Consider the following 20633-nt stretch of genomic DNA (forward strand, 5'->3'; position numbering starts at 1 on the left):
AAGGCGACGAGGAGGCGGTGGCACGTGGAGAAGCTGGGTGTCGGCATCGGGTGGCGGCCGGAGATCGACCTGACCGTCGAACGCCTGCCGGGCATCGACTTCGTGGAGGTCGTCGCGGAGAACCTGCACGTGGGGCACCTGCCCGAGTCCGTCCTGCTCCTGCGCGAACGGGGCGTCCCGGTGCTGCCGCACGCGGTCTCCCTCTCGCTCGGCGGCGCGGAACCCGTTGACGCGCAACGGGTCGCGCACCTCGGCGCGCTGGCCGAGGCGCTCGACGCCCCGCTGGTCAGCGATCACGTGTGCTTCGTGCGCGCGGGCGGCCTCGACTCCGGCCACCTCATGCCGCTCCCCCGCACCCGCGACGCGCTCGACGTGCTCGTCGCCAACGTCAAGGCCACGCAGCAGGACCTGCCCGTGCCCCTCGCCCTGGAGAACGTCGCCGCGCTGCTCGACTGGCCGGACGGCGAGCTGACCGAGGGCCAGTTCCTCGCCGAGCTGGTCGACCGCACCGACTGCCACCTCCTGGTCGACGTCGCCAACCTCTACGCCAACGCCCGCAACCTCGGCACGGACGTGGCCCGCTTCCTGGACGAGATCCCGCTGGAACGCCTCGCCTACGTGCACGTCGCCGGCGGCGAGGAGCACCAAGGCGTCTACCACGACACGCACGCGCACGCCGTGCGGCCCGAGGTGCTGGACGTGCTGGCCCAGCTGCGCGCCCGCGTCGACCCGCCCGGCGTGCTGCTCGAACGCGACGACGACTACCCCGCCGACGCCGAACTGGCCGACGAGCTGGCCGCGATCCGGGCGGTGCTGGGATGACCGGACCCCAACGGGACCGGTTGGCCGCGGCGCAGGCGGAGCTGCTGCGGGCGCTCCTGGCCGACGGCGACGTGCCCGAGGGGTTCGACGCGGAACGGGTGCGCATCGAGAGACGCGCGTTGCTCAACAAGCGGCGCGGGATCGTGGAGATGCTCCGGCCCGAGGTCGCCGTCGAGCTGGGCGACCGGTTCCGGCCCCTGTTCGACGCCTACGCCAAGGAGCACCCCAAAGAGGTCGGCACGCGCTTCCGCGAGGACGCCGCGCGCTTCGCCGAGTGGGCGACCGCCCGGGGCGAGCTCCAGCCGCCGAGGAGAAGACGGTGGTGGCGGCGCGCAACCTGATCGGCGTCCCGTTCCGTCCCACCGGCATGTGGAGACGGACCTGGCCGTTGGGCGTGCTGCTGCTGGCCACCGCGTGCGGCCCCATCGAAGGCGTGACCTGCACGGCGATCGGCACTCGCACCGGCGTGAGCGTGGAGGTCGCGCACCCCGAGGCGGCTTCCGCGAAGATCGAGGTTTGCTGGGACGGCTCCTGTGCAACCCCCTCGCTGGAGCTGTACCCGTCGAGCAGGGTCGCCGAGACGACCTGCACCGGCACTTCCCCGGACGACTCGTGCAGCGCGCGTTCCGAGCCGACGGGAGGCAAGCACGGGTTCGCCGACCTCCCCGACCTGCCCGCGCAACCGGTCACGGTGACCTTGACGCTGCTGGACCAATCCGGTTCTTCCCTGGTGGACCGGAATTTCGTGCTGACCCCCGAAATGGTCTACCCCAACGGTCCGGACTGCCCATCGGGTGGTCCACAGGCAGGTATCTCAGTTGGTGCCGACGGCTCTATTACTGAACGGTAGGTAACCGTTTACTCGGCTGAATTGGTCAAGAACATGCCGACCAATCAGCGGCTGTCCGCCCTTCCCGAACCCTCTAGCGTCGGTGACGTCAAGGGCAACGTCGCTCCCGGTACATCCGCCGCCACCGCGGGTAGCAGCCCTTCCGGCCGCGTACCCGCCATGCGCGGCACTCACCGGGAGGTTCGAGACAGTTGAAGAGCAAACGCATCCGTGGCATGACGTGGGGGGCCGTGCTCGTCGCGGCCGGCCTCACGGCGAGCGGCCCGGGGGTGTCGGGGGCGGAGGACGCCCCACCGGTCACCGGCGAGCACCACGAGGTCACCCTGATCACGGGCGACCGGGTCGTGCTCCTCGATGACGAGGTCACCGCCCTGGTCGCCGCTCCGGGACGAGAACGCACGGTGTTCCACAGCTACCGGCGCGACGGGCACCTGCACGTCGTGCCGCGCGACGCGGCGAAGGCCGTCTCGCAGGGCAGGCTGGACCCGAGGCTGTTCGACGTCACGGGGCTGGTCGAGGCCGGCTACGACGACGGCAGCCGCGACACCCTGCCCCTGATCGTGACCGGCGAGCAGGAGCCGGCGACGGCCGGTCTGCGCGTCGGCCACCCGCTGCCCGCCGTCGGCTCGTACGCCGCGCAGGTGGTCAAGTCCGAGGCCGCGGACACCTGGCACACGCTCGTGTCGAGGGCGAGCGTGCGCAAGGTGTGGTTGGACGGGTTGCGCCAACCGGGTCTGGACCGCTCCACCGCGCAGATCGGCGCGCCGACCGCGTGGCAGGCCGGGCACACCGGCAAGGGCGTGAAGGTGGCCGTGCTGGACACCGGCGTCGACCAGGACCACCCGGACCTGGCGGGCCACGAGGTCGCCGAGCGCAACTTCACCGACGACCCGGACAACACCGACGGCGTCGGGCACGGCACGCACGTCGCCGCGACGATCGCGAGCTCGGGCGCGAAGTACAAGGGCGTCGCGCCGGACGCGGACCTGCTGGACGGCAAGGTGTGCGTGCTCTCGGGCTGCCAGGAGTCGGCGATCGTGGCGGGCATGCAGTGGGCCGCCGAGCAGGGCGCGGACATCGTGAACCTCAGCCTCGGCGGCGGCGACACCAGCGAGCTGGACCCGTTGGAGGAGGCCGTGAACACGCTGTCCGCGCAGACCGGTGTGCTGTTCGTGGTCGCGGCGGGCAACAACTCCCGCCCCGAGACGATCAGCTCGCCGGGCAGCGCCGACGCCGCGCTGACGGTGGGCGCGGTGGACCGGCAGGACGGCATCGCGCCGTTCTCCAGCCGCGGCCCGCGCGTCGGCGACGGCGCGGTCAAGCCCGACATCACCGCGCCGGGCGTGGACATCGTGGCCGCGAAGTCGAGCAGCGGCACGGTCGGCACACCGGCCGGCGACGGGTACGTGTCCATGTCCGGCACGTCGATGGCGACGCCGCACGTCGCCGGCGCGGCGGCGGTCCTCGCGCAGCAGCACCCGGACTGGACGGGCGCGCAGCTCAAGGCGGCGCTGGTGGCGTCGGCGAAGAACAACCCGGCGCTCACCGCGTTCGACCAGGGCGCGGGTCGGGTCGACCTGGCCAAGGCCATCACGACCTCGGTCACCGCCGAGCCCGCGAGCCTGGCCATGGGCCTGCAGAAGTGGCCGCACGACGACGACACCCCGATCAGCAAGACCGTGACCTACCGCAACGACGGCACCGCGCCGATCACGTTGTCGCTGGCCACCGAGGTCAAGGCTCCCGACGGCGGCTCCGCGCCCGCCGGTCTGGTCGGTGTGTCGCCGGCGAAGGTGACCGTGCCGGCGGGCGGCGAGGCGACCGCCTCGGTCACCGCCGACACCCGGCTCGGCACGCAGGACGGCCTGTACGTGGGTTCGGTGGTGGCGACCGGCGGTCCGACGCCGCTGCGCACCGCGCTCAGCGTGAACCGCGAGGTGGAGAGCTACGACGTCACGTTCGACTTCGTGGACGGCGCGGGCGCGCCCGCGGCCGACTACTACACGTCGATCATCGGGCTGAGCAACGGCACGTTCGCCTTCCCCTACGACGCGGACGGCTCGTTCACGCTGCGGCTGCCCAGGGGCGAGTACTTCACCAACTCCGACGTGCAGACCGACGACACGCGGTTGGCGCTGCTGCCCCGGCCGGGGCTCAGCGTCACCGCGAACACCACGGTGACGCTCGACGCGCGCACGGCCAAGCCGTTGAAGATCACCGCACCCGACGCGGGCGCGGCGGAGGCGTTGGGCGACGTCACGATGGCGCGCAACCACGGCGACCGGCAGGCCAGCGTGAGCACGGCGTTCCTCGGCGGGTTCGGCCCGAACGTGTCCATCGCGCACGTCGGACCGGAGCTGGCGGCGGGCGACATGACCGCGTTGCTGGGCGCGCAGTTCCGCGGCACGCCGGTCGGCGACAAGCCGGTGACCTACCGGTTCGCCTGGACGCAGCAGGGGAAGATGCCGGTCGGGTTCGTGAAGGACGTGGCCGCGACCGAGCTGGCCGAGGTGCGGACGACGTTCGGCCCCGGACCGGCGGGCCGCCGGTTCGGGCACGGCGGCAACCCGATCACCGCGGGCGGTGTCGGCGGCTGGGCGTGGCTGCCGGACGTGGCCTCGCCCGGTGAGGCGATCAACCGGGTCACCACGGACCTGGCGTGGTCGTGGGGCTTCCTGCAGTTCGGCGCGGAGGGCGCGGTCGAGGCGACGTTGACCTCGCCGGAGCGCACCTACCAGCGGGGCGGCACGCACGACGAGCGGTTCAACGACCCGGTGTTCTCCCCCGCGCTGCCCGAGTCGCGCTCGCCGTACCTGGCGCGCAGCGGCGACGAGATCAGCTTCGCGGTGCCGCTGTTCACCGACCGGGCGGGCAACGGCGGCAACGCGGCGGTGTCGTCGGCCCGGACCACGTTGCTGCGCAACGGGACGAAGGTCGGCGAGACGTCGTACGCGGCGAACGGCCTGTTCGAGGTGCCCGCGGGCGCGGCGGCCTACCGGGTGGAGACCGACGCGGTGCGGGCGACCGGCACGTCGGAGTTCGCCACGAAGGTGAGCGCCGCGTGGACGTTCCGCTCGGACACGGCGGCGACCGACCGGTACGTGCCGCTGCCGCTGTCGGTGGTGCGCTTCACGCCGGAGCTGGACGCCGGCGGCGCGGCGCCGAAGGGGCAGGCCCTGCGCGTGCCGCTGACCGTGCAGCAGCAGGACGGGGCGGTCAACGGCACGATCAGCCGGATCGACGTCGAGGTGTCGTTCGACGACGGCGCGACGTGGACCGCGGCGCCGGTGTCGGGGGGCGTCGCGACCATCTCGAACCCGAACGCGGCCGGCTACGGCTCGGTGCGGGTGAAGGCGACCGACAGCAACGGCAACGCCTTGGAGCACACCGTGATCAGGGCTTACAAGATCGCCTGATCGAGCCCGGGAGGGGCGTCCGCGACCGGCGGGCGCCCCTCCCGGCGAGCAACGCCCGTTGGGCTGCTCGGCCGCCCGCACGCACCACTTTGGGCCGCTGAATCCGCTCCCCCGGCTGGATAGCGTCGAAACGTCGGGGGGCGACGTCCAATCGGTTCACCGCACTTCCACCCCGCCTCCCGCAGGCGCGTTCCACAGCGCGCTCAACCAGATTCGGGAGGTATCTGCGTTGAATCCGAGATCACGAAGGCGCGGCGTCGCTTGGGGTGCCGCGCTGCTGGCGGTCGGACTGGCCGCCGGCACCGCCACGGCTGTCGCGTCACCCGCACCACCACCATCAGCATCACCGAACGTCGCCGACGGCGAGCGGCACACCGTCACCCTGATCACCGGCGACCGGGTCGTCGTCGCGGGCCAAGCGCTCCTGTCGGTCACGCCGGGCCGGGACCGCGGCGGCATCACGTTCCACCGGTTCCTGCGTGACGGCCACCTGCACGTCATCCCGCGCGACGTCGCCCGGCCGCTCGCCGACGGCAAGCTGGACCTGCGGCTGTTCGACGTCACCGGGCTCGTGGACGCGGGCTACGACGACGCGCGCCGCGACACCGTGCCGCTGATCATCACCGGCGACCAGCCGCGCACCGGCGGCGTCCAGGTCACCCGCGCGCTGCCCACCATCGGTTCGGTGGCCGCGCGCACCGCGAAGTCCGAGGCCGCCACGGCCTTCCAGGGCCTGGTGAACGACCCGGGCGTGAAGAAGGTCTGGCTGGACGGCATCCGCAAGCCGAGCCTCGACCGCTCGGTGGCCCAGATCGGCGCGCCCACCGCCTGGCAGGCCGGGTTCACCGGCAAGGGCGTGAAGGTCGCCGTGCTCGACAGCGGAGTCGACCAGACGCACCCCGACCTCGCCGGCCGCGAGGTCGTGGAGCGCAACTTCACCGAAGACCCCGACAACAGCGACCTGGTCGGCCACGGCACGCACGTCGCCGCCACGGTCGCCAGCGCCGGCGAGAAGTACCGGGGTGTCGCGCCGGACGCGCAGCTCCTCGACGGCAAGGTGTGCTCGTTGAACTGCGCCGAGTCCTGGATCGTCGACGGCATGCAGTGGGCCGCCGACCAGGGCGCCGACGTGATCAACATGAGCCTGGGCGGCACGGACACCCCGGACGTCGACCCGCTGGAGCAGGCCATCGAGACCCTGTCCGCGCAGACCGGCACGCTCTTCGTGGTCGCCGCGGGCAACTCCGGCCGCCCCGAGACGCTGAGCTCGCCGGCCAGCGCGGACGCGGCGCTCGCGGTCGGCGCGGTCGAGCGGGACGACGCCATCGCGGACTTCTCCAGCCGCGGCCCCCGCGTCGGCGACGGCGCGCCGAGGCCGGACGTCACCGCGCCCGGCGTGGACATCGTCGCGGCCAAGTCCAGCACCGGCCAGATCGGCACACCCGTTGGCGACAAGCACATCGCCGTTTCCGGCACGTCCATGGCCACACCGCACGTCGCGGGCGCGGCGGCGTTGATCGCGCAGCAGCACCCGGACTGGAACGGCGCGCAGCTCAAGGCCGCGCTCATGGCCTCCGCCAAGAACAACCCGGCGCTGACCGCGTTCGACCAGGGCACCGGCCGCGTCGACCTCACCAAGGCCATCACCACCACGGTGACCGCCGACCCGCCGTCGCTCGCGCTCGGCCTGCAGGAGTGGCCGCACGAGGACGACGTCGCGACCAGCAAGGAGTTCGCGGTCCGCAACACCGGCACGCAGCCGGTCACGCTCGACCTCACGATCGACGCCAAGGGCCCCGGCGGCACGCCCGCGCCGGCCGGTGTGCTCACCGTCAGCCCCACCACGGTCACCGTGCCCGCGGGTGGCGAGGCCAAGGCCACCGTCACCGCCGACACCAAGGCGGCGACCGCCGACGGCGCGTACGGCGGCACGGTCCTCGCCTCCGGCGGCGGCGTCGAGCTGCGCGTGCCGGTCGGCGTGAACCGCGAGGTCGAGAGCTACGACGTGGCGTTCGACTTCATCGACGCGGAGGGCAACCCCGCGGTCGACTACGTCGCGTTCGTCATCGGTCTCGACAACGACAAGTTCGTGGTGCCGAGCGGCACGGGCGGCAAGGCCACCGCCCGGCTGCCGGTGGGCGAGTACATGTTCGTGGGCGAGGTGCTGACCGACGGCACGAACAGCGCCGTGCTGCCGCAGCCGAGCCTGCGCGTCAGCCGCGACACCACAGCGGTCACCGTGGACGCGCGCAAGGCGAAACCGATCTCCATCACGTTCCCCGACCCGAAGGCGGAGCCCGACTTCGGCGACCTGCTGATCACCCGCAGCCGGGACGGCGAGCTGGTGACCGCCCTGGGCGCGGGGTTCGCGGGCGGCTTCCGCACGGTGTCGATCGGGCACCTCGGCCCCGAGCTGCCCGCCGCCGACGTGTCCGTGCTGGTGAGCACGCAAGCGGTGGGCACACCGGTCGGCACGACGCCGGTGACCTACCGGTTGTCGTGGGCCGAGCACGGCAAGGCGCCCACCGGCCTGGTCCGGGCGCCGACCAAGCGGGACCTGGCCGAGGTGCGGTCGGAGTTCGCCGCCGGTCCGGCGGGCAAGGAGCACCGGTTCGCGGGCTTCCCCGTGCTGCCCGGCGGGTTGAGCGGTCTCGGCGTCGAGACGACGGTGACCGCTCCGGGCAGGTCCCTCGACTACGCCACCACGCCGTCGGGCGTCGAGTGGGTGTGGTCGCTCGCGCAGTTCGGGCAGGACGGGATCGAGGCGCAGTTCGACTCGCCGCTGCGCACCCACCAGCCGGGGCGCACGTACCACGAGCGGTTCAACCGGCCGGTGTTCGGGCCGGCCATGCCCAGGTCCCCGTTCCCGTACCTGGCCCGGGCGGGCGACGTGGTCGGCTTCTCGCTGCCGCTGTTCGGCGACCGGGACGGCAACGCCGGCCGGTCGGTGACGTCGTCGGCCCGGACCACGTTGCTGCGCAACGGGGTCGTGGTCGGTGAGACGGGCGAGGCGGCCGCCGGCCGGTTCCTCGTGCCGCCGGGTGCGGCCGACTTCCGCGTCGAGGCGGAAGCCGTGCGCGCGCCGGGCGTCTCGGAGTTCTCGACGGCGGTCAGCGGCGCGTGGACGTTCCGCTCGGACACCGTGCCGGGTGACCGGTTCGCGCCGCTGCCGTTGACCGTGGTCCGGTTCACCCCCGCGCTCGACGCGAACGGCGTCGCGCCCGCCGGCCGGGTGCTGCGGGTGCCGCTCGTGGTCGAGCAGCAGCCGGGCGCGGCCAACGGCCGGGTCGACCGGGTCTCCGTCGAGGTGTCGTTCGACGACGGCAAGTCGTGGACGTCGGCGCCGGTGGTCGGGCGCACCGCCCTGGTGCGCAACCCCGCCGCGGCCGGGCACGCCTCGCTGCGCGTGAAGGGCGCCGATCGCGACGGCAACACGTTCGAGCAGACCCTGATCCGGGCCTACAAGATCGGCTGAGCGAGATCGGGTGACGAGAGGGGGCATTCGCTCGATCGGATGCCCCCTCTCGCACACCATCGACGGTGAGTGATCACCGGCTACCCCGTTCGAGGGGTGAACTCCCCACGAAGAGACGCTGTCTTCACCCTGACGGGTGGATAGCGTCGAAGTCGTTGGGGGGCTTCGACTGTTCCGGTACTCCGCCGCACCGTGAGCCGGCGGTGCCTTCCGACGCGCGCGTTTCCGCAGCGCGACAACCAGATTCGGGAGGTATCTGCGTTGACGTCGAGATCACGAAGGCTCTGGGTCGGGTGGGCGGCCACCGCCCTCGCGGCCGGGCTCGCGGCAGGCACGGCAACGGGGGTTGCCGCCGCGACACCGGAGCGGCACGACCAGGTCGCCGGGCACCGCCTGGCGACCGTCACCCTCATCACGGGCGACCAAGTCCTGCTCAACGGACCCACGTCCGGCTCGTTGCGGGCCGGCCCCGGCCGTGAAGGGGTCGTCGTCCACACGTTCCACCGGGACGGCAACCTGCACGTGGTGCCGGCCGACGCGCTCGACGCGGTGGCCGAGGGCAAGCTGGACCTGCGCCTGTTCGACGTCACCGGGCTGGTCGAGGCCGGCTACGACGACGCGCGGCGCGACACCCTGCCGCTGATCATCACCGGCGACCAGCCGCGCACCGGCGGCGTCCACGTGACCCGCGCGCTGCCCACCGTCGGCGCGGTCGCCGCGACCACGGCGAAGGCCGAGGCCGGCACGACGTTCCAGGCCCTGGTGAACGACCCGGGCGTGAAGAAGGTCTGGCTCGACGGCCTGCGCCAACCCAGCCTCGACCGCTCCACCGCCCAGATCGGCGCGCCGACCGCGTGGCAGGCCGGGCACACCGGCAAGGGCGTCAAGGTCGCGGTCCTCGACGGCGGCGTCGACGGCGCGCACCCCGACCTGACGGGCAAGGAGGTCGCGGAGCAGAACTTCACCGAGGACCCCGACGCCACCGACGTCGACGGCCACGGCACGCACGTCGCCGCGACCATCGCCAGCTCCGGCGAGAAGTACCGGGGCGTCGCGCCGGACGCCCAGATCCTCGACGGCAAGGTGTGCGTCCTCCAGGGCTGCGCCGAGTCGTGGATCCTCGGCGGCATGCAGTGGGCCGTCGACCAGGGCGCCGACGTGGTCAACCTGAGCCTGGGCGGCAACGACTCACCGGAGCTCGACCCGCTGGAAGAGGCCGTGAACACGCTGTCCGCCCAGAGCGGCACGCTGTTCGTGATCGCCGCGGGCAACTCGGGCCGTCCCGGCACGGTCGGCTCGCCGGGCAGCGCGGACGCCGCGCTCACCGTGGGCGCGGTCGAGCGCGACGACAGCATCGCGTACTTCTCCAGCCGCGGTCCCCGCGTCGGCGACGGCGCGGTCAAGCCCGACATCACCGCACCGGGCGTGGACATCGTCGCGGCGAAGGCAGCCACCGGCAGCATCGGCACGCCCGTGGACGAGCACCACGTGGCGCTGTCCGGCACTTCCATGGCCACGCCGCACGTCGCGGGCGCGGCGGCGTTGATCGCGCAGCAGCACCCGGACTGGACGGGCGCGCAGATCAAGGCCGCGCTCATGGCGTCGGCCGAGCACAACCCGGCGCTGACCGCGTTCGATCAGGGCGCGGGCCGGGTCGACCTGGCCGAGGCCATCACCACCTCGGTGACGACGGACCCCGTCAGCCTGTCCATGGGCCTGCAGCAGTGGCCGCACACCGACGACACGCCGGTCACCAAGGAGCTGACCTACCGCAACGGCGGCGCCGCGCCGGTCACCTTCCCGGTGTCCGTCGAGGCCAAGGGCCCGGACGGCAAGCCCGCGCCCGCCGGCATGTTCACCGTCGCGCCGACCACCGTGACCGTGCCCGCCGGCGGTGAGGCCAAGGTGACGGTCACCGCGGACACCAGGGTCGGCGCGGTCGACGGCGCGTTCTCCGGCACGGTGGTCGCCGGTGACGTCCTGCGCACGCCGGTGGCCGTCGACCGCGAGGTGGAGAGCTACGAGGTCGAGGCGACGTTCCTCGACGCCGACGGCCAGGCGCCCACCCGCTACAGCGGCACGGTGATGGGCCTGGACAACGACACGTTCACGTTCCTGGACGGCACCGACAACACCGTGACCACCCGCCTGCCCAAGGGCGAGTACCTGGTGTCCGCCACGGTGGTCACCGATGACGTGGAAGACGGCCGGTTCGCTGTACTGCCGCAGCCCTCGCTGACGCTCACCGGGGACGTCTCCCTGACGTTCGACGCCCGCACCGCCAAGCCCATCAAGATCACGCCGCCCGACCAGGGCGCGGTGGCGTTCATCGGCGACATCAACCTCGAACGCACGATCGGTGACCGGCGGACCGGGTACGGCGTGGCGTTCCTCGACGGGTTCCCGGAGAACGCCACGATCGCCCACACCGGCCCGGCGCTGGCCGACGACCAGCTCGAAGTCACGATCGGCGCCCAGTACAAGGGCACGCCGGTCGACGGCGCGCAGGTCTCCTACCGGTTCTCGTGGATCGAGCACGGCCGGGTGCCCACCGGCTTCGTCCGGGCGCCGGCCAAGCGCGAACTGGCCGAGGTGCGGACGAGGTTCGGCCCCGGCCCCGCCGCCGACGAGTTCATCCACGGCGGCGGCGCCATCGGCCCCAACGGCTCCGGTGGCTGGTTCGTGCTGTTCCCGGTGAAGCCGGGCAGCGCGGCGGTCGACTACGTCAACACCGCCGGTCTCAAGTGGGTCTGGCAGTTCGCCCAGCTCCAGGGCGAGTTCGGGTTCGTCGCGGACTACCGGTCGCCGGACCGCGCCTACCGGCCCGGCGAGCGCGGCCGGGAGAGCTTCAACTTCCCGGTCTACGGTCCCGGCCTGCCCGCGTCCCGCTACGAGTACCTCTCCCGGATCGGCGACCACCTGCTCGTGCAGGTGCCGTTGCTCAACGACGGCGCGAACAACCTGGGCGGGTCCGCCTACGAGACCGCGCGAACCGCGCTCTACCGCGACGGGGCCGAGATCGGCGAGGTGCCGAGGCCGAGCGGGCAGTTCACCGTGCCCGGTGGCGCGGCGGACTACCGCGCGGAGGTCGACTTCGTCCGGGCGCCGGGCGTCTCCGAGCTGAGCTCGCGGGTCACCGGCACGTGGACGTTCCGCTCGGACACCGTGCCCGAGGGCGAGCTCCGCAAGCTGCCGATCTCGGTGGTGCGGTTCGCGCCCGAGCTCGACGCGAACGGCGGCACGCCCGCCGGACGCCTGCTGCGCATCCCGTTCACCGTGGAGCAGCAGCAGGGCGCCGACAACGGCCGCGTCCGCAAGGTCGAGGTCGAGGTGTCGTTCGACGACGGCAAGACGTGGTCCAAGGTGCCCGTCGTCGGTGGCGCGGCGCTCGTGCGCAACGCCGACCAGGCGGGCTTCGCGTCCTTGCGCGCCAAGGGCGCCGACAGCTCGGGCAACACGTTCGAGCACTCGGTGATCCGGGCCTACCGGCTCACCCGGTAACCGCGGACCGGAGCGGAGGGGCGTCCGGGGTCGGGCGTCCCTCCGCCCGTGTCACCACGTGTCCTTGCGGAAGATCGAGCCACCTTCGTCCGGGTCGTCGTCCACCGGCGGGCGGCGCGCAGGGGGCGGCGGCTGCTGCTGGAACGGCTGCGGCGGAGGCGGCGGCTGCGGGTAGTTCCGCACCGGCTGCTGGAACGTCTGGGGCGGCTGCTGGTACGGCCCACCAGGCCCACCCGGCCCTGGACCACCAGGTCCTGGACCGCCAGGTCCTGGACCGCCGGGTCCGGGCATCCCGGGCGCACCCGCCACGACCGGCGGCGTCGGGCCGAGGCCCAGCTCGGACGGGTCGATCGAGCTGTCCTCCAACAGCGGCGCGGCCAGCGCCTGCACCTGCCGCGACGCCTCCGCCGACGCCTGGAACACCAGGTTGAGCAGGTTCGCCGCCAGCTCGCGGCCGTTGCGCAGGGCCCGGTCGTCGATGCGCAGGTCGACCAGCTGGCCGTTCGCGGTCACGGTCGCGGTCAGCAACCCGTCACCCGACTTCCTGGTCACCCGCAGCCCGGCCAGCTGTCCCTGCAGTTCGTCGGCCTGCTGCTGCTTCTGCTCGGCGAGTTCGGTGATCCGCGCCAGCTTCTGTTCGAGATCTTCTCGCATCGCGCCCTCGATCCGCTGTACTACTGTCTGCCGCAGGCTAGTGCACCGAACGGCGGCGCAATTCGCGATCCGGTGGAACCAGAGCGTGTTCGCGACCGTCCGAGGGATCGATATCGGGGAGGTGGCGCGATGACGGCGAAGTTCGACGTCAAGCTCGACGGCATCCTGGAGTTCGCGGGCACGTCGGTCCGCCGGGGCGACCGGTTCGACCAGGTCATGGCCGCTCTGGAGGCCGCGAAGGTCGGCCGCGAGTCGTTCGGCAAGATGCCGTCCAGCGGTGACGTCTACGCCTCGTACGAAGAGCGCGTCACCTCGACCATGAACGATCTCAAGGAATGCGCCGAGGCCATGCGCGACATCGCCGAATCGGTGCGCGACACCGCCGAGGACTACCAGGGCGTCGACGGCGGAATCGGAGAGATCCTCACAGACATCGTCCAAGGCCTCGAAGGGCTGACGATTTAAGAAGGTGGGCGGATGAGTCCCAGCACGACCGTCGAGGTCAACAACAAGATCGAGACTTTCCTGAACGGCTGCCCCGGCCCGGTCCAGGGCATCATCCGGCCGCTGCTCAACCCGTTCCTGGAAGCCATCGACTGGGTCGCGGGCGATCCGGACGACCTGATCCGCGCGGCCGACGCGTGGGAGAAGGCCGCCACCGACATCCGCGCGATCGTGTCGGACGAGGCGAGCGCGCGGCAGGCCGTCAGCGGCGTGTGGCAGGGCCCGGCGGCGGACAAGTTCAACGGCAGGCTGACCGAGATCGAGGAGCAGATCGACCAGCTCGCCCAGAACGTGCAGGACACGTCCGGGATGCTGGTCGAGGCCGCCAAGGGCTGCGTCGACTCGGCGAACCTGATCATCGACCTCGTGATCGACCTGATCATGATGCTGGTGACCGACCTGCTGGTCAGCCTCGCGCTCTCGGTGGTCAGCTTCGGCGCGTCGCTGGCCGCCGGCGCCGCCGCGGCCGCCGCCAAGGCCGCGGCCACCCTCGGCAAGGTCTTCAAGATCGTGAAGAAGCTGGCCGACCTGCTGATGAAGCTCTCGAACATGCTGCGCAAGCTGGCCGAGGCCGCCAAGGCGTACAAGGCGGGCCTGAAGGCGATCAAGGCGCTGAAGAAGGCCGCGGGCACGTTCAGCAAGGAAGGCATCGCGCTCGGCGTGGCCAAGTCGATCTACACCGCGCCGGTGCGCATCCCGCTGGGCCAGGTGCTGGGCGAATCGGTGCCCGGCGGACCGGCGGGCGGACTGTTCAACATGGGCAAGGACGTCTACAACTACGCCACCGACGACGACTGATGCCACTGGTCGACGACCTCAAGGTGTGGGGGGACGACGCGCGGCGCGTGCTCGCCCCCGGTGAGGCCCTGCTCGCGATCACGTCCGTGGGCGTGGCCTACGGCGCGCGCGGCGGGGCCGAACCGGACTTCTGGACCACGCCGGCGGGTCGGGTCGCCGACCGGGTGAACCGGGCCGTGCCGGAGCCGAAGGGCTGGGTCGGCAAGGCGTTGGCCGGCGTCGGCGGGGTGGCGTTCGCGTCGCCGTCGCTCGACCTGCCGGCCGACTTCCCGGAGAGCTGGATCGGCGGGCGCACGTGCTACGGCCCGGCCGGGTCGTCGGCCAGGCAGCTCGAAGCGGTCGTCACCGGGCACAGCTTCTTCGCCGTGACGTCGCAGCGGGTCGTCGTCCTGGTCGCCGCCGACGACCGGATGAGCGTGGCCTGGGCGGTGCCGCGCGACGTCGTGGCGGCGGCCAGGCGCCGTCCCCGGCTCCTCGCGCGGGGACGGTTCGGCCTGGTGTTCCGGGACGGCTCGTGGATCGTGCTCGGCACGTTCGGCGCGCACGTCGGCAGCGCCCACGCCAAGCGCGTCGTCGCCGCCCTTACGGCAGGTTCGTGACCAGCTCGGCGGCCGGCACGCGGGTGCCGGTGTAGAACGGCACCTCCTCGCGCACGTGGAGACGAGCCTCCGTGCCGCGCAGGTGCCGCATGAGGTCGACGATGCGGTGCAGCTCGTCGGCCTCGAACGCCAGCATCCACTCGTAGTCGCCCAGCGCGAACGACGCGACCGTGTTCGCCCGCACGTCCGGGTAGTCGCGCGCCTCCTTGCCGTGGTCGGCGAGCATGCGGCGGCGGTCCTCGTCCGGCAGCAGGTACCACTCGTAGGACCGCACGAACGGGTACACGCACACGTACTTGCGCGCTTCCTCGCCCGCCAGGAAGGCCGGGATGTGGCTGCGGTTGAACTCGGCGGGCCGGTGCAGCGCGACCTGGCTCCACACCGGGGTGGACACCCGGCCGACGGCGGTGCGGCGGAACCCCGTGTAGGCCTGCTGGACCTGCTCGATCTCCTCGGCGTGCCACCAGATCATGTAGTCGGCGTCCGCGCGCAGGCCCGCCACGTCGTACACACCGCGCACCACGACGCCCTTGGACTCCAGGCCGTCCAGGTACTCCTGCGCCTCGGAGGCCGCCGGACCGCGGTCGTCGGGCAGGCGACCGGGCTCGACCCGGAAGACCGACCACATGGTGTAGCGGATGGTGTCGTTGAGTTCGTTGTAGTTCAGGCGGGCCATGGCCCAATCCTCTCACTCACCCGGCGCGGGGCAGCACGTGAGCGGCGACACGCGCGGCGGCGGCGTCCCCGGTCGCGATGCACGCGGGGATGCCGACACCGTGCAGCGTGGCGCCCGCCACGGCCAGGCCGGGCACCGCGTCGACCGCGTCCTCGATGCCTTGGACGACGTCGAGGTGGCCGACGCCGTACTGGGGCAGGCCGCCGCCCCAGCGGGTGACCACGGCGTCGATCGGCTGGGCGGTGACGCCGGTGAGCTGCCGCAGGTCGTGCCGGACGGCCGCGATCAGCTCGTCGTCGTCGCGCTGCAACAGGTGCGCCTCGCCGTGCCGGCCGACGCTGCCGCGCACCAGCACCGGCTCGCCGGCCAGGTGCGCCCACTTGCGGCTGGAGAAGGTGAACGCCTTCGCGGTGAACGGCACGCCGTCGGCGGCCCGCTCGTCCTCCGCCAGCAGCACGCCGGACCGCTCGGGCAGCTCGGTGCCGGGCGGCAGGGCCAGCGCCACCACCGCCATCGACGCCAGCTCGACCTCGGCGTAGCGGCGGGCCGCGGCGGGCGCGACGTCGGCGAGCAGCTTGCGCGCGGCGGGCGCCGGCACGGCGAGCACCACGCCGTCCACGTCCAGGTGCCGCGGCGCGGCGGCGGAGCCGATCTCCAGCCGCCACCCGTGCTCGCGGCGGATCAGGGCGCGCACCGGCAGGCCGAACCTGATCTCGGCCGCGGACGCCTCGGCCAGGCGGTCGACCAACGTCGACAGGCCGTCGCGCAGCGTGCCGAAGACCGGCGGCCGGGTGACACTCGGCTGGGGTGGCGCGGGAATCGTGGTCGCGGCGGCGGCCAGCAGCGAACCGACGCCCGAGTCGAGCGCGCGGGCGAGCTGCGGCATGGTCGCGCGCAGCCCGAGCACGTCGGTGCGACCGGCGTAGACACCGCCGAGCAGCGGCCCGACCAGGCGGTCTCCCACCTCGGGGCCGAACCGCTCGCGCAGCAGCGCGCCCACGGACACGTCCGCGCCGTCCAGCCGGATCGGCGGCAGGTCGGGTTCGGCGGCGACCCGGAGCAGGCCCTCGTGCGACAACACCTGGCGCACGGCGTCGACCGACGCGGGGACACCCATCAGGGTTTGCGCGGGGATGGGCCGGGTGTCGCCGGCGGCGTGGATGCTCGCGGCGACCTTCGCCGGGTGCACCAGCTGGTCGGCCAGGCCCAGTTCGGCGACCAGCCCGGTGGCCTCGGGGCGGCGGTTCAGGAACGCCTCCGCGCCCACGTCGTAGGCGCGCCCGCCGACCTCGGCGGTGCGCAGCTTGCCGCCGAGCCGGTCGGACTGCTCCAGCACGGTGATCCCGGCCCGAGGACCGAGCAGGTGGCGCAGCCGGTGCGCGGCGGCGAGGCCGGAGATCCCGCCCCCGACCACCGCCACTCGCAGCGCTCTCATGCGGCTCGGTGCACCAGCTCGACGGCCCGGGTGATCACGTCCGGGTCGGTGTCGGGCAGCACCCCGTGGCCGAGGTTGAAGATGTGCCCGGCGGCGGCCCGGCCCTCGTGCTTGATCCGCTCGATCTCGCGTTCCAGCGCGGGCAGGCCCGCGAACAGCAGCGCGGGGTCGAGGTTGCCCTGGACCACCGGCTTCGGCAGGTCCGGCGCGGCCCGCACCAGCCGCTCGACCGCCACGTCCAGCGGCGTGCGCCAGTCGACGCCGACCACGTCCGCGCCCGCCTCGCGCATCGCCGGCAGCAGCTCGCCCGTGCCGACGCCGAAGTGGATGCGCGGCACGCCGCTCACGCTCTGCAGCACCCTCGCCGAGTGCGGCAGGACGAACTCGCGGTAGTCGCGCTCGGACAGCGCGCCCGCCCACGAGTCGAACAGCTGGACCGCCTTCACGCCCGCGCGCACCTGCACCCGCAGGAACTCGGCGGTGATGCCCGCCAGCCGGTCCAGCAACGCGTGCCACAGGTGCGGGTCGCCGTGCATGAGCGCCTTGGTGCGCTCGTGGTTCTTGCTCGGGCCGCCTTCGACCAGGTACGAGGCCAGCGTGAACGGCGCGCCGGCGAAGCCGATCAGCGGCACGTTCCCGAGTCGGGCGTTGAGCAGCCCGATCGCGTCGGCCACCGGGCGCACCTGCTCCTCGTGCAGCTGCGGGATGGCCTTGACGTCGGACTCGGTCGAGATCGGCTTGGCCACCACCGGCCCGGTGCCCGGCACGATGTCCAGGTCGACGCCCGCGGCCTTGAGCGGCACGACGATGTCGGAGAACAGGATCGCGCCGTCCACGTCGTGGCGGCGCACCGGCTGGAGGGTGATCTCGCAGACCATCTCCGGGTCCATGCAGGCGTCCAGCATGGCGGTGCCTTCGCGCAGCTTGCGGTACTCCGGCAGGGAGCGACCCGCCTGGCGCATGAACCAGACCGGGGTGCGTGACGGCCTGCCGCCGCGCGCGGCGACGAGCAACGGGGCTTCGGTGATGTCGTTCATCTCGCCCTCCATGCTCCCACGGGCCGGGTGGTGGGCGTCTTGGGGCGGCGTCTCCAGGCACGGCGTGCCGCGCTCACGTTCCGAGGTTTAGGGGCCTACAGTCCGTGGTGTGACGGAGCCCGAACTGTTCCAGCGGGCGGTGGCGACGCTCCGGTCGGTGCGAACCCGACCCGAGCTGGAGTTGACCGAGGTGCGCCCGCCGCAACGGCTTGCGCCTTGGGCCTTCGCGTTGACCGCGGAGGTGACCGGGCCCGCCGACGAGCTGTCCTCCGGACGGCTCGTGCTGCTGCACGACCCGGACGGGGTCGAGGCGTGGTCGGGCGTGTTCCGGCTGGTCGCCTACGTGCGGGTGGAGCTGGACCCGGAACTGGCCGCCGACCCGCTGCTGCCCGAGGTCGGGTGGTCGTGGCTGGTGGAGGCGCTGGAGGTGGCCGGGGCGGAGTTCCTGGCGCTGGGCGGGACCGTCACGCAGACCTCGTCGGCCCGGTTCGGCGACATCGCGGGCCCCGCCCGCACCGACGACCTGGAACTGCGCGCCTCCTGGACCGCCCGCACCGCCGACCTGGTGGCCCACGGCACCGCGTTCTACGACGTCATGGCCACCGCCGTGGGCCTGCCCCCGGTGGGCGTGAGCACCCTTCGCTGACCCGCGCTTCCGCCCCTACCGGGCCTGCCCCCGGTCGGCGTGCCGACCTCGCGCCGATGCCGGCAGCGAGGCGGGTCAGTCGTTGGCGCGGAGGACGCGCAGGGCGTTGAGACCGGCGAGCTTGGCGCAGTCGTCCTCGCTCCACCCGCGATCCAGCAGGGCGCCGATCAGGTCCGGGTAGCAGGAGACGTCCTCCATGCCCTCCGGCAGGCTGCGCGTCCCGTCGTAGTCGCCGCCCAGGCCGATGTGGTCGATACCGGCCACCTCACGGGCGTGATCCAGGTGGGCGAGGACGTCGTCCACGGTCACGCGCGGTGTCGGGCCGGCGGCCGGCCAGGTGTCCGCGAACCGGTTGCGGGCGTCGAGGTCGTTGTGGTTCTCCCCCGCCGCCTCCATCGCGTCCTTCAGCCGGCCGTCCCAGTCGACGTAGGCCTGCGACAGGAACTGCGGCACGAACGTCACCATGCACACACCGTCGTTGTCCCGCAGCCGCGCGAGCACGTCGTCCGGCACGTTGCGGGGGTGGTCGGCGACGGCGCGGCACGACGAGTGGCTGAACAGCACCGGCCGCGTCGAGACCTCCAGGGCGTCGCGCATGGTGGACGGCGCCACGTGCGACAGGTCGACCATCATCCCGATGCGGTTCATCTCGCGCACCACGTCGCGCCCGAAGTCGGTCAGCCCGCCGTGCACGGGCTGGTCCGTGGCCGAATCCGCCCACGGCGTGTTCTCGTTGTGAGTGAGCGTCATGTACCGGACGCCGAGCCGCCGCAACGCGCGCAGCACGCCGAGCGAGCCGTTGACGCTGTGTCCGCCCTCCGCGCCGATCAGGGAGGCTATCCGCCCGTCCCGGAAGGCCCGTTCAGCCTCGTCGGCGGTGGTCGCGATGCGCAGGTGGTCGGGGTAGCGCGTGGCGAGGTCGTGCACCAGCTCGACCTGCTCCACCACGGCGGTGACGGCTGCGTCGCCCGCCAGTTGGCAGGGCACCCAGACGGACCAGAACTGCATGCCCAACCGGCCGTCGCGCGCCCGGACCAGATCGGTCTGCAGGGCGGGCTGCCGGACCGCCAGGTCGACTATCGAGACGGCCGAGGCCGGATCGCCGGCTGTTGACTTTTCACCGAATTCACCCTCGGCGACCAAGGCGCGCAGGGCCCACGGCAGGTCGTTGTGCCCGTCGACGAGGGGCACCCGGGCCAGCAGTTCCTCGGCCCGGCCTCGACCTGTGGTGCTCGCCACCCGCAACTCCTTGATGTCGTCGTGAGAACCGCTCGCGTTACGTGCCCGATCGAGTTGTCAGCCGATCGTGTGACAGCGGGGGCCATCAGTGACAACTCATTCGGGATAGATACCCGATTGATCGTCCCGTAGACCCGCTTGGGCGGCTACGCTGCCCCAGACGACACCACTTTCGGTCGATCAGTGGCGCGGCTGATTGGACGAAAGTCCCGGTGCCGGTCGGGGGGCACGACCGACTCCAGGGAGGTAGTGACGTGGCTGCCGTCGGCTTAGGTCAGGCCGTTCGTACCACGCCAGCCGGCACGTTGCCGGCGAACATGGTCCCGCACCCGCGGGAGGAGCTTTTTTCAGTGCTGGTGGTCGACGACCACCCACTGCTGAGGGAGGCGATATCGGCTCGGCTCACCCAGATGGGAGCCGGGACAGTGCATGAGGCGGCTTCGGTTGCGGAGGCTCGGGCGCGGGCACTCGCTACCGGACCGTGCGACCTCGCGATCCTCGATCTGGGTCTGCCGGATGGCACCGGCATCGACCTGGTCACGGAACTCCGTGCCCAGGGCTGGCCCCGCATCGTGGTCCTCGCGTCCTCCGACGACCCCTACGCGGTCAGGTCGGCCTTCCAGGCAGGCGCCCAGGCGTACCTGCTGAAGTCCGCCTCGCCGATGGTGGTCACCGACGGGGTGCGCAGGGTCCTCGACGGCGGCGTCTACGCAGACCCGAGCGTCGCGCCCGTGCTTGCCGCGGGCACGAGGGTGCCGGGCACCGACAACACGCCGCGGGAGCTCTCCGCGCGTGAGGTCGAGGTCCTCCAGCTGGTCGCCGATGGCCAGAGCAACAAGGAAATCGGCGAGGCGCTCAGCCTTTCCGCGCTCACGGTGAAGTCTCACCTGTCGCGGATCGGACGCAAGCTGGGCACCGGGGATCGGGCTCAGATGGTGGCGCTGGCCATGCGTGCCGGCGTGATCCGCTGAGCAGGTCGGC

Annotated in this window: 16 protein-coding genes; 11 read left to right on the forward strand and 5 right to left on the reverse strand. The window is 72.6% G+C overall.

Going from position 1 to position 20633, the window contains the following annotated elements; translation table 11 throughout:
* Positions 1–24: 24 nt before the first annotated feature.
* From ABTZ99_RS06205 to ABTZ99_RS06230, 6 genes are all read left to right on the forward strand, one after another.
* Positions 25–822, forward strand: coding sequence for an MbnB/TglH/ChrH family RiPP precursor modification enzyme (locus ABTZ99_RS06205; protein WP_499608627.1), 798 nt, complete (start codon positions 25–27; stop codon positions 820–822).
* A complete protein-coding gene (locus ABTZ99_RS06210; protein WP_498782736.1) occupies positions 819–1163 on the forward strand; it encodes an SCO6045 C-terminal-like domain-containing protein in 345 nt (114 codons plus the stop codon). Before ABTZ99_RS06205 ends, ABTZ99_RS06210 begins: the two co-directional genes overlap by 4 nt.
* On the forward strand, positions 1145–1672 hold the full coding sequence (locus tag ABTZ99_RS06215) for a hypothetical protein (RefSeq protein ID WP_499608573.1): 528 nt from the start codon (positions 1145–1147) through the stop codon (positions 1670–1672). Before ABTZ99_RS06210 ends, ABTZ99_RS06215 begins: the two co-directional genes overlap by 19 nt.
* Positions 1673–1887: 215 nt before the next feature.
* Positions 1888–5088 carry a S8 family serine peptidase gene (locus ABTZ99_RS06220; protein ID WP_499608575.1) on the forward strand — a complete coding sequence of 1067 codons (3201 nt, stop codon included), beginning with the start codon at positions 1888–1890 and terminating at the stop codon, positions 5086–5088.
* A gap of 229 nt (positions 5089–5317) precedes the next feature.
* On the forward strand, positions 5318–8563 hold the full coding sequence (locus ABTZ99_RS06225) for a S8 family serine peptidase (RefSeq protein WP_499608578.1): 3246 nt from the start codon (positions 5318–5320) through the stop codon (positions 8561–8563).
* 261 nt (positions 8564–8824) lie between these two features.
* Entirely contained in the window at positions 8825–12064 is a 3240-nt protein-coding gene (locus ABTZ99_RS06230) for a S8 family serine peptidase (RefSeq protein WP_499608581.1), read from the forward strand.
* Positions 12065–12115: 51 nt separating this feature from the next.
* Here ABTZ99_RS06230 and ABTZ99_RS06235 read toward each other — a convergent pair whose 3' ends face one another.
* A complete protein-coding gene (locus ABTZ99_RS06235; protein ID WP_499608584.1) occupies positions 12116–12718 on the reverse strand; it encodes a YbaB/EbfC family nucleoid-associated protein in 603 nt (200 codons plus the stop codon).
* A 129-nt stretch (positions 12719–12847) separates the two neighbouring features.
* Here ABTZ99_RS06235 and ABTZ99_RS06240 point away from each other — a divergent pair, with 129 nt between their 5' ends.
* Genes ABTZ99_RS06240 through ABTZ99_RS06250 form a run of 3 tightly spaced genes read left to right on the forward strand, consistent with a single transcriptional unit; the run spans position 12848 to position 14619 of the window.
* Positions 12848–13183: a hypothetical protein gene (locus tag ABTZ99_RS06240; protein ID WP_499608587.1), complete on the forward strand. Its 336-nt coding sequence runs from the start codon at positions 12848–12850 to the stop codon at positions 13181–13183.
* A 12-nt stretch (positions 13184–13195) separates the two neighbouring features.
* Positions 13196–14020 (forward strand): WXG100 family type VII secretion target, encoded by an 825-nt coding sequence (locus tag ABTZ99_RS06245; RefSeq protein WP_499608590.1) that lies wholly within the window; start codon positions 13196–13198, stop codon positions 14018–14020.
* The gene (locus tag ABTZ99_RS06250; protein ID WP_499608593.1) at positions 14020–14619 is read left to right on the forward strand and encodes a hypothetical protein; all 600 of its coding nucleotides are present in this window, start codon (positions 14020–14022) and stop codon (positions 14617–14619) included. Before ABTZ99_RS06245 ends, ABTZ99_RS06250 begins: the two co-directional genes overlap by 1 nt.
* Here the strand turns inward: ABTZ99_RS06250 and hemQ are convergent.
* The 3 genes from hemQ to hemE are packed head-to-tail and all read right to left on the reverse strand — an operon-like array spanning position 14603 to position 17779.
* The gene (gene hemQ / locus ABTZ99_RS06255) at positions 14603–15295 is read right to left on the reverse strand and encodes a hydrogen peroxide-dependent heme synthase (RefSeq protein ID WP_498782754.1); all 693 of its coding nucleotides are present in this window, start codon (positions 15293–15295) and stop codon (positions 14603–14605) included. The genes ABTZ99_RS06250 and hemQ overlap by 17 nt on opposite strands.
* 16 nt (positions 15296–15311) lie before the next feature.
* Complete coding sequence (gene hemG, locus ABTZ99_RS06260) at positions 15312–16730, reverse strand: protoporphyrinogen oxidase (RefSeq protein ID WP_499608596.1); 1419 nt, start codon at positions 16728–16730, stop codon at positions 15312–15314.
* Positions 16727–17779 (reverse strand): uroporphyrinogen decarboxylase, encoded by a 1053-nt coding sequence (gene hemE / locus ABTZ99_RS06265; RefSeq protein WP_498782758.1) that lies wholly within the window; start codon positions 17777–17779, stop codon positions 16727–16729. The genes hemG and hemE overlap by 4 nt, the downstream gene beginning before the upstream one ends.
* Before the next feature lie 97 nt (positions 17780–17876).
* Between hemE and ABTZ99_RS06270 the strand changes: the two genes are divergently transcribed.
* A complete protein-coding gene (locus ABTZ99_RS06270; protein ID WP_498782760.1) occupies positions 17877–18413 on the forward strand; it encodes a DUF3000 domain-containing protein in 537 nt (178 codons plus the stop codon).
* A gap of 75 nt (positions 18414–18488) precedes the next feature.
* On the opposite strand, the gene ABTZ99_RS06275 is transcribed toward ABTZ99_RS06270, so the two are convergent.
* Positions 18489–19652: a dipeptidase gene (locus tag ABTZ99_RS06275; RefSeq protein WP_499608600.1), complete on the reverse strand. Its 1164-nt coding sequence runs from the start codon at positions 19650–19652 to the stop codon at positions 18489–18491.
* 254 nt (positions 19653–19906) lie between these two features.
* On the opposite strand from ABTZ99_RS06275, the gene ABTZ99_RS06280 reads away from it, so the two are divergent.
* Positions 19907–20623: a response regulator gene (locus ABTZ99_RS06280; RefSeq protein ID WP_053718177.1), complete on the forward strand. Its 717-nt coding sequence runs from the start codon at positions 19907–19909 to the stop codon at positions 20621–20623.
* Positions 20624–20633: the final 10 nt, after the last annotated feature.

This window comes from Actinosynnema sp. NPDC002837 (genome assembly GCF_040295345.1).
Taxonomy (GTDB): domain Bacteria; phylum Actinomycetota; class Actinomycetes; order Mycobacteriales; family Pseudonocardiaceae; genus Actinosynnema.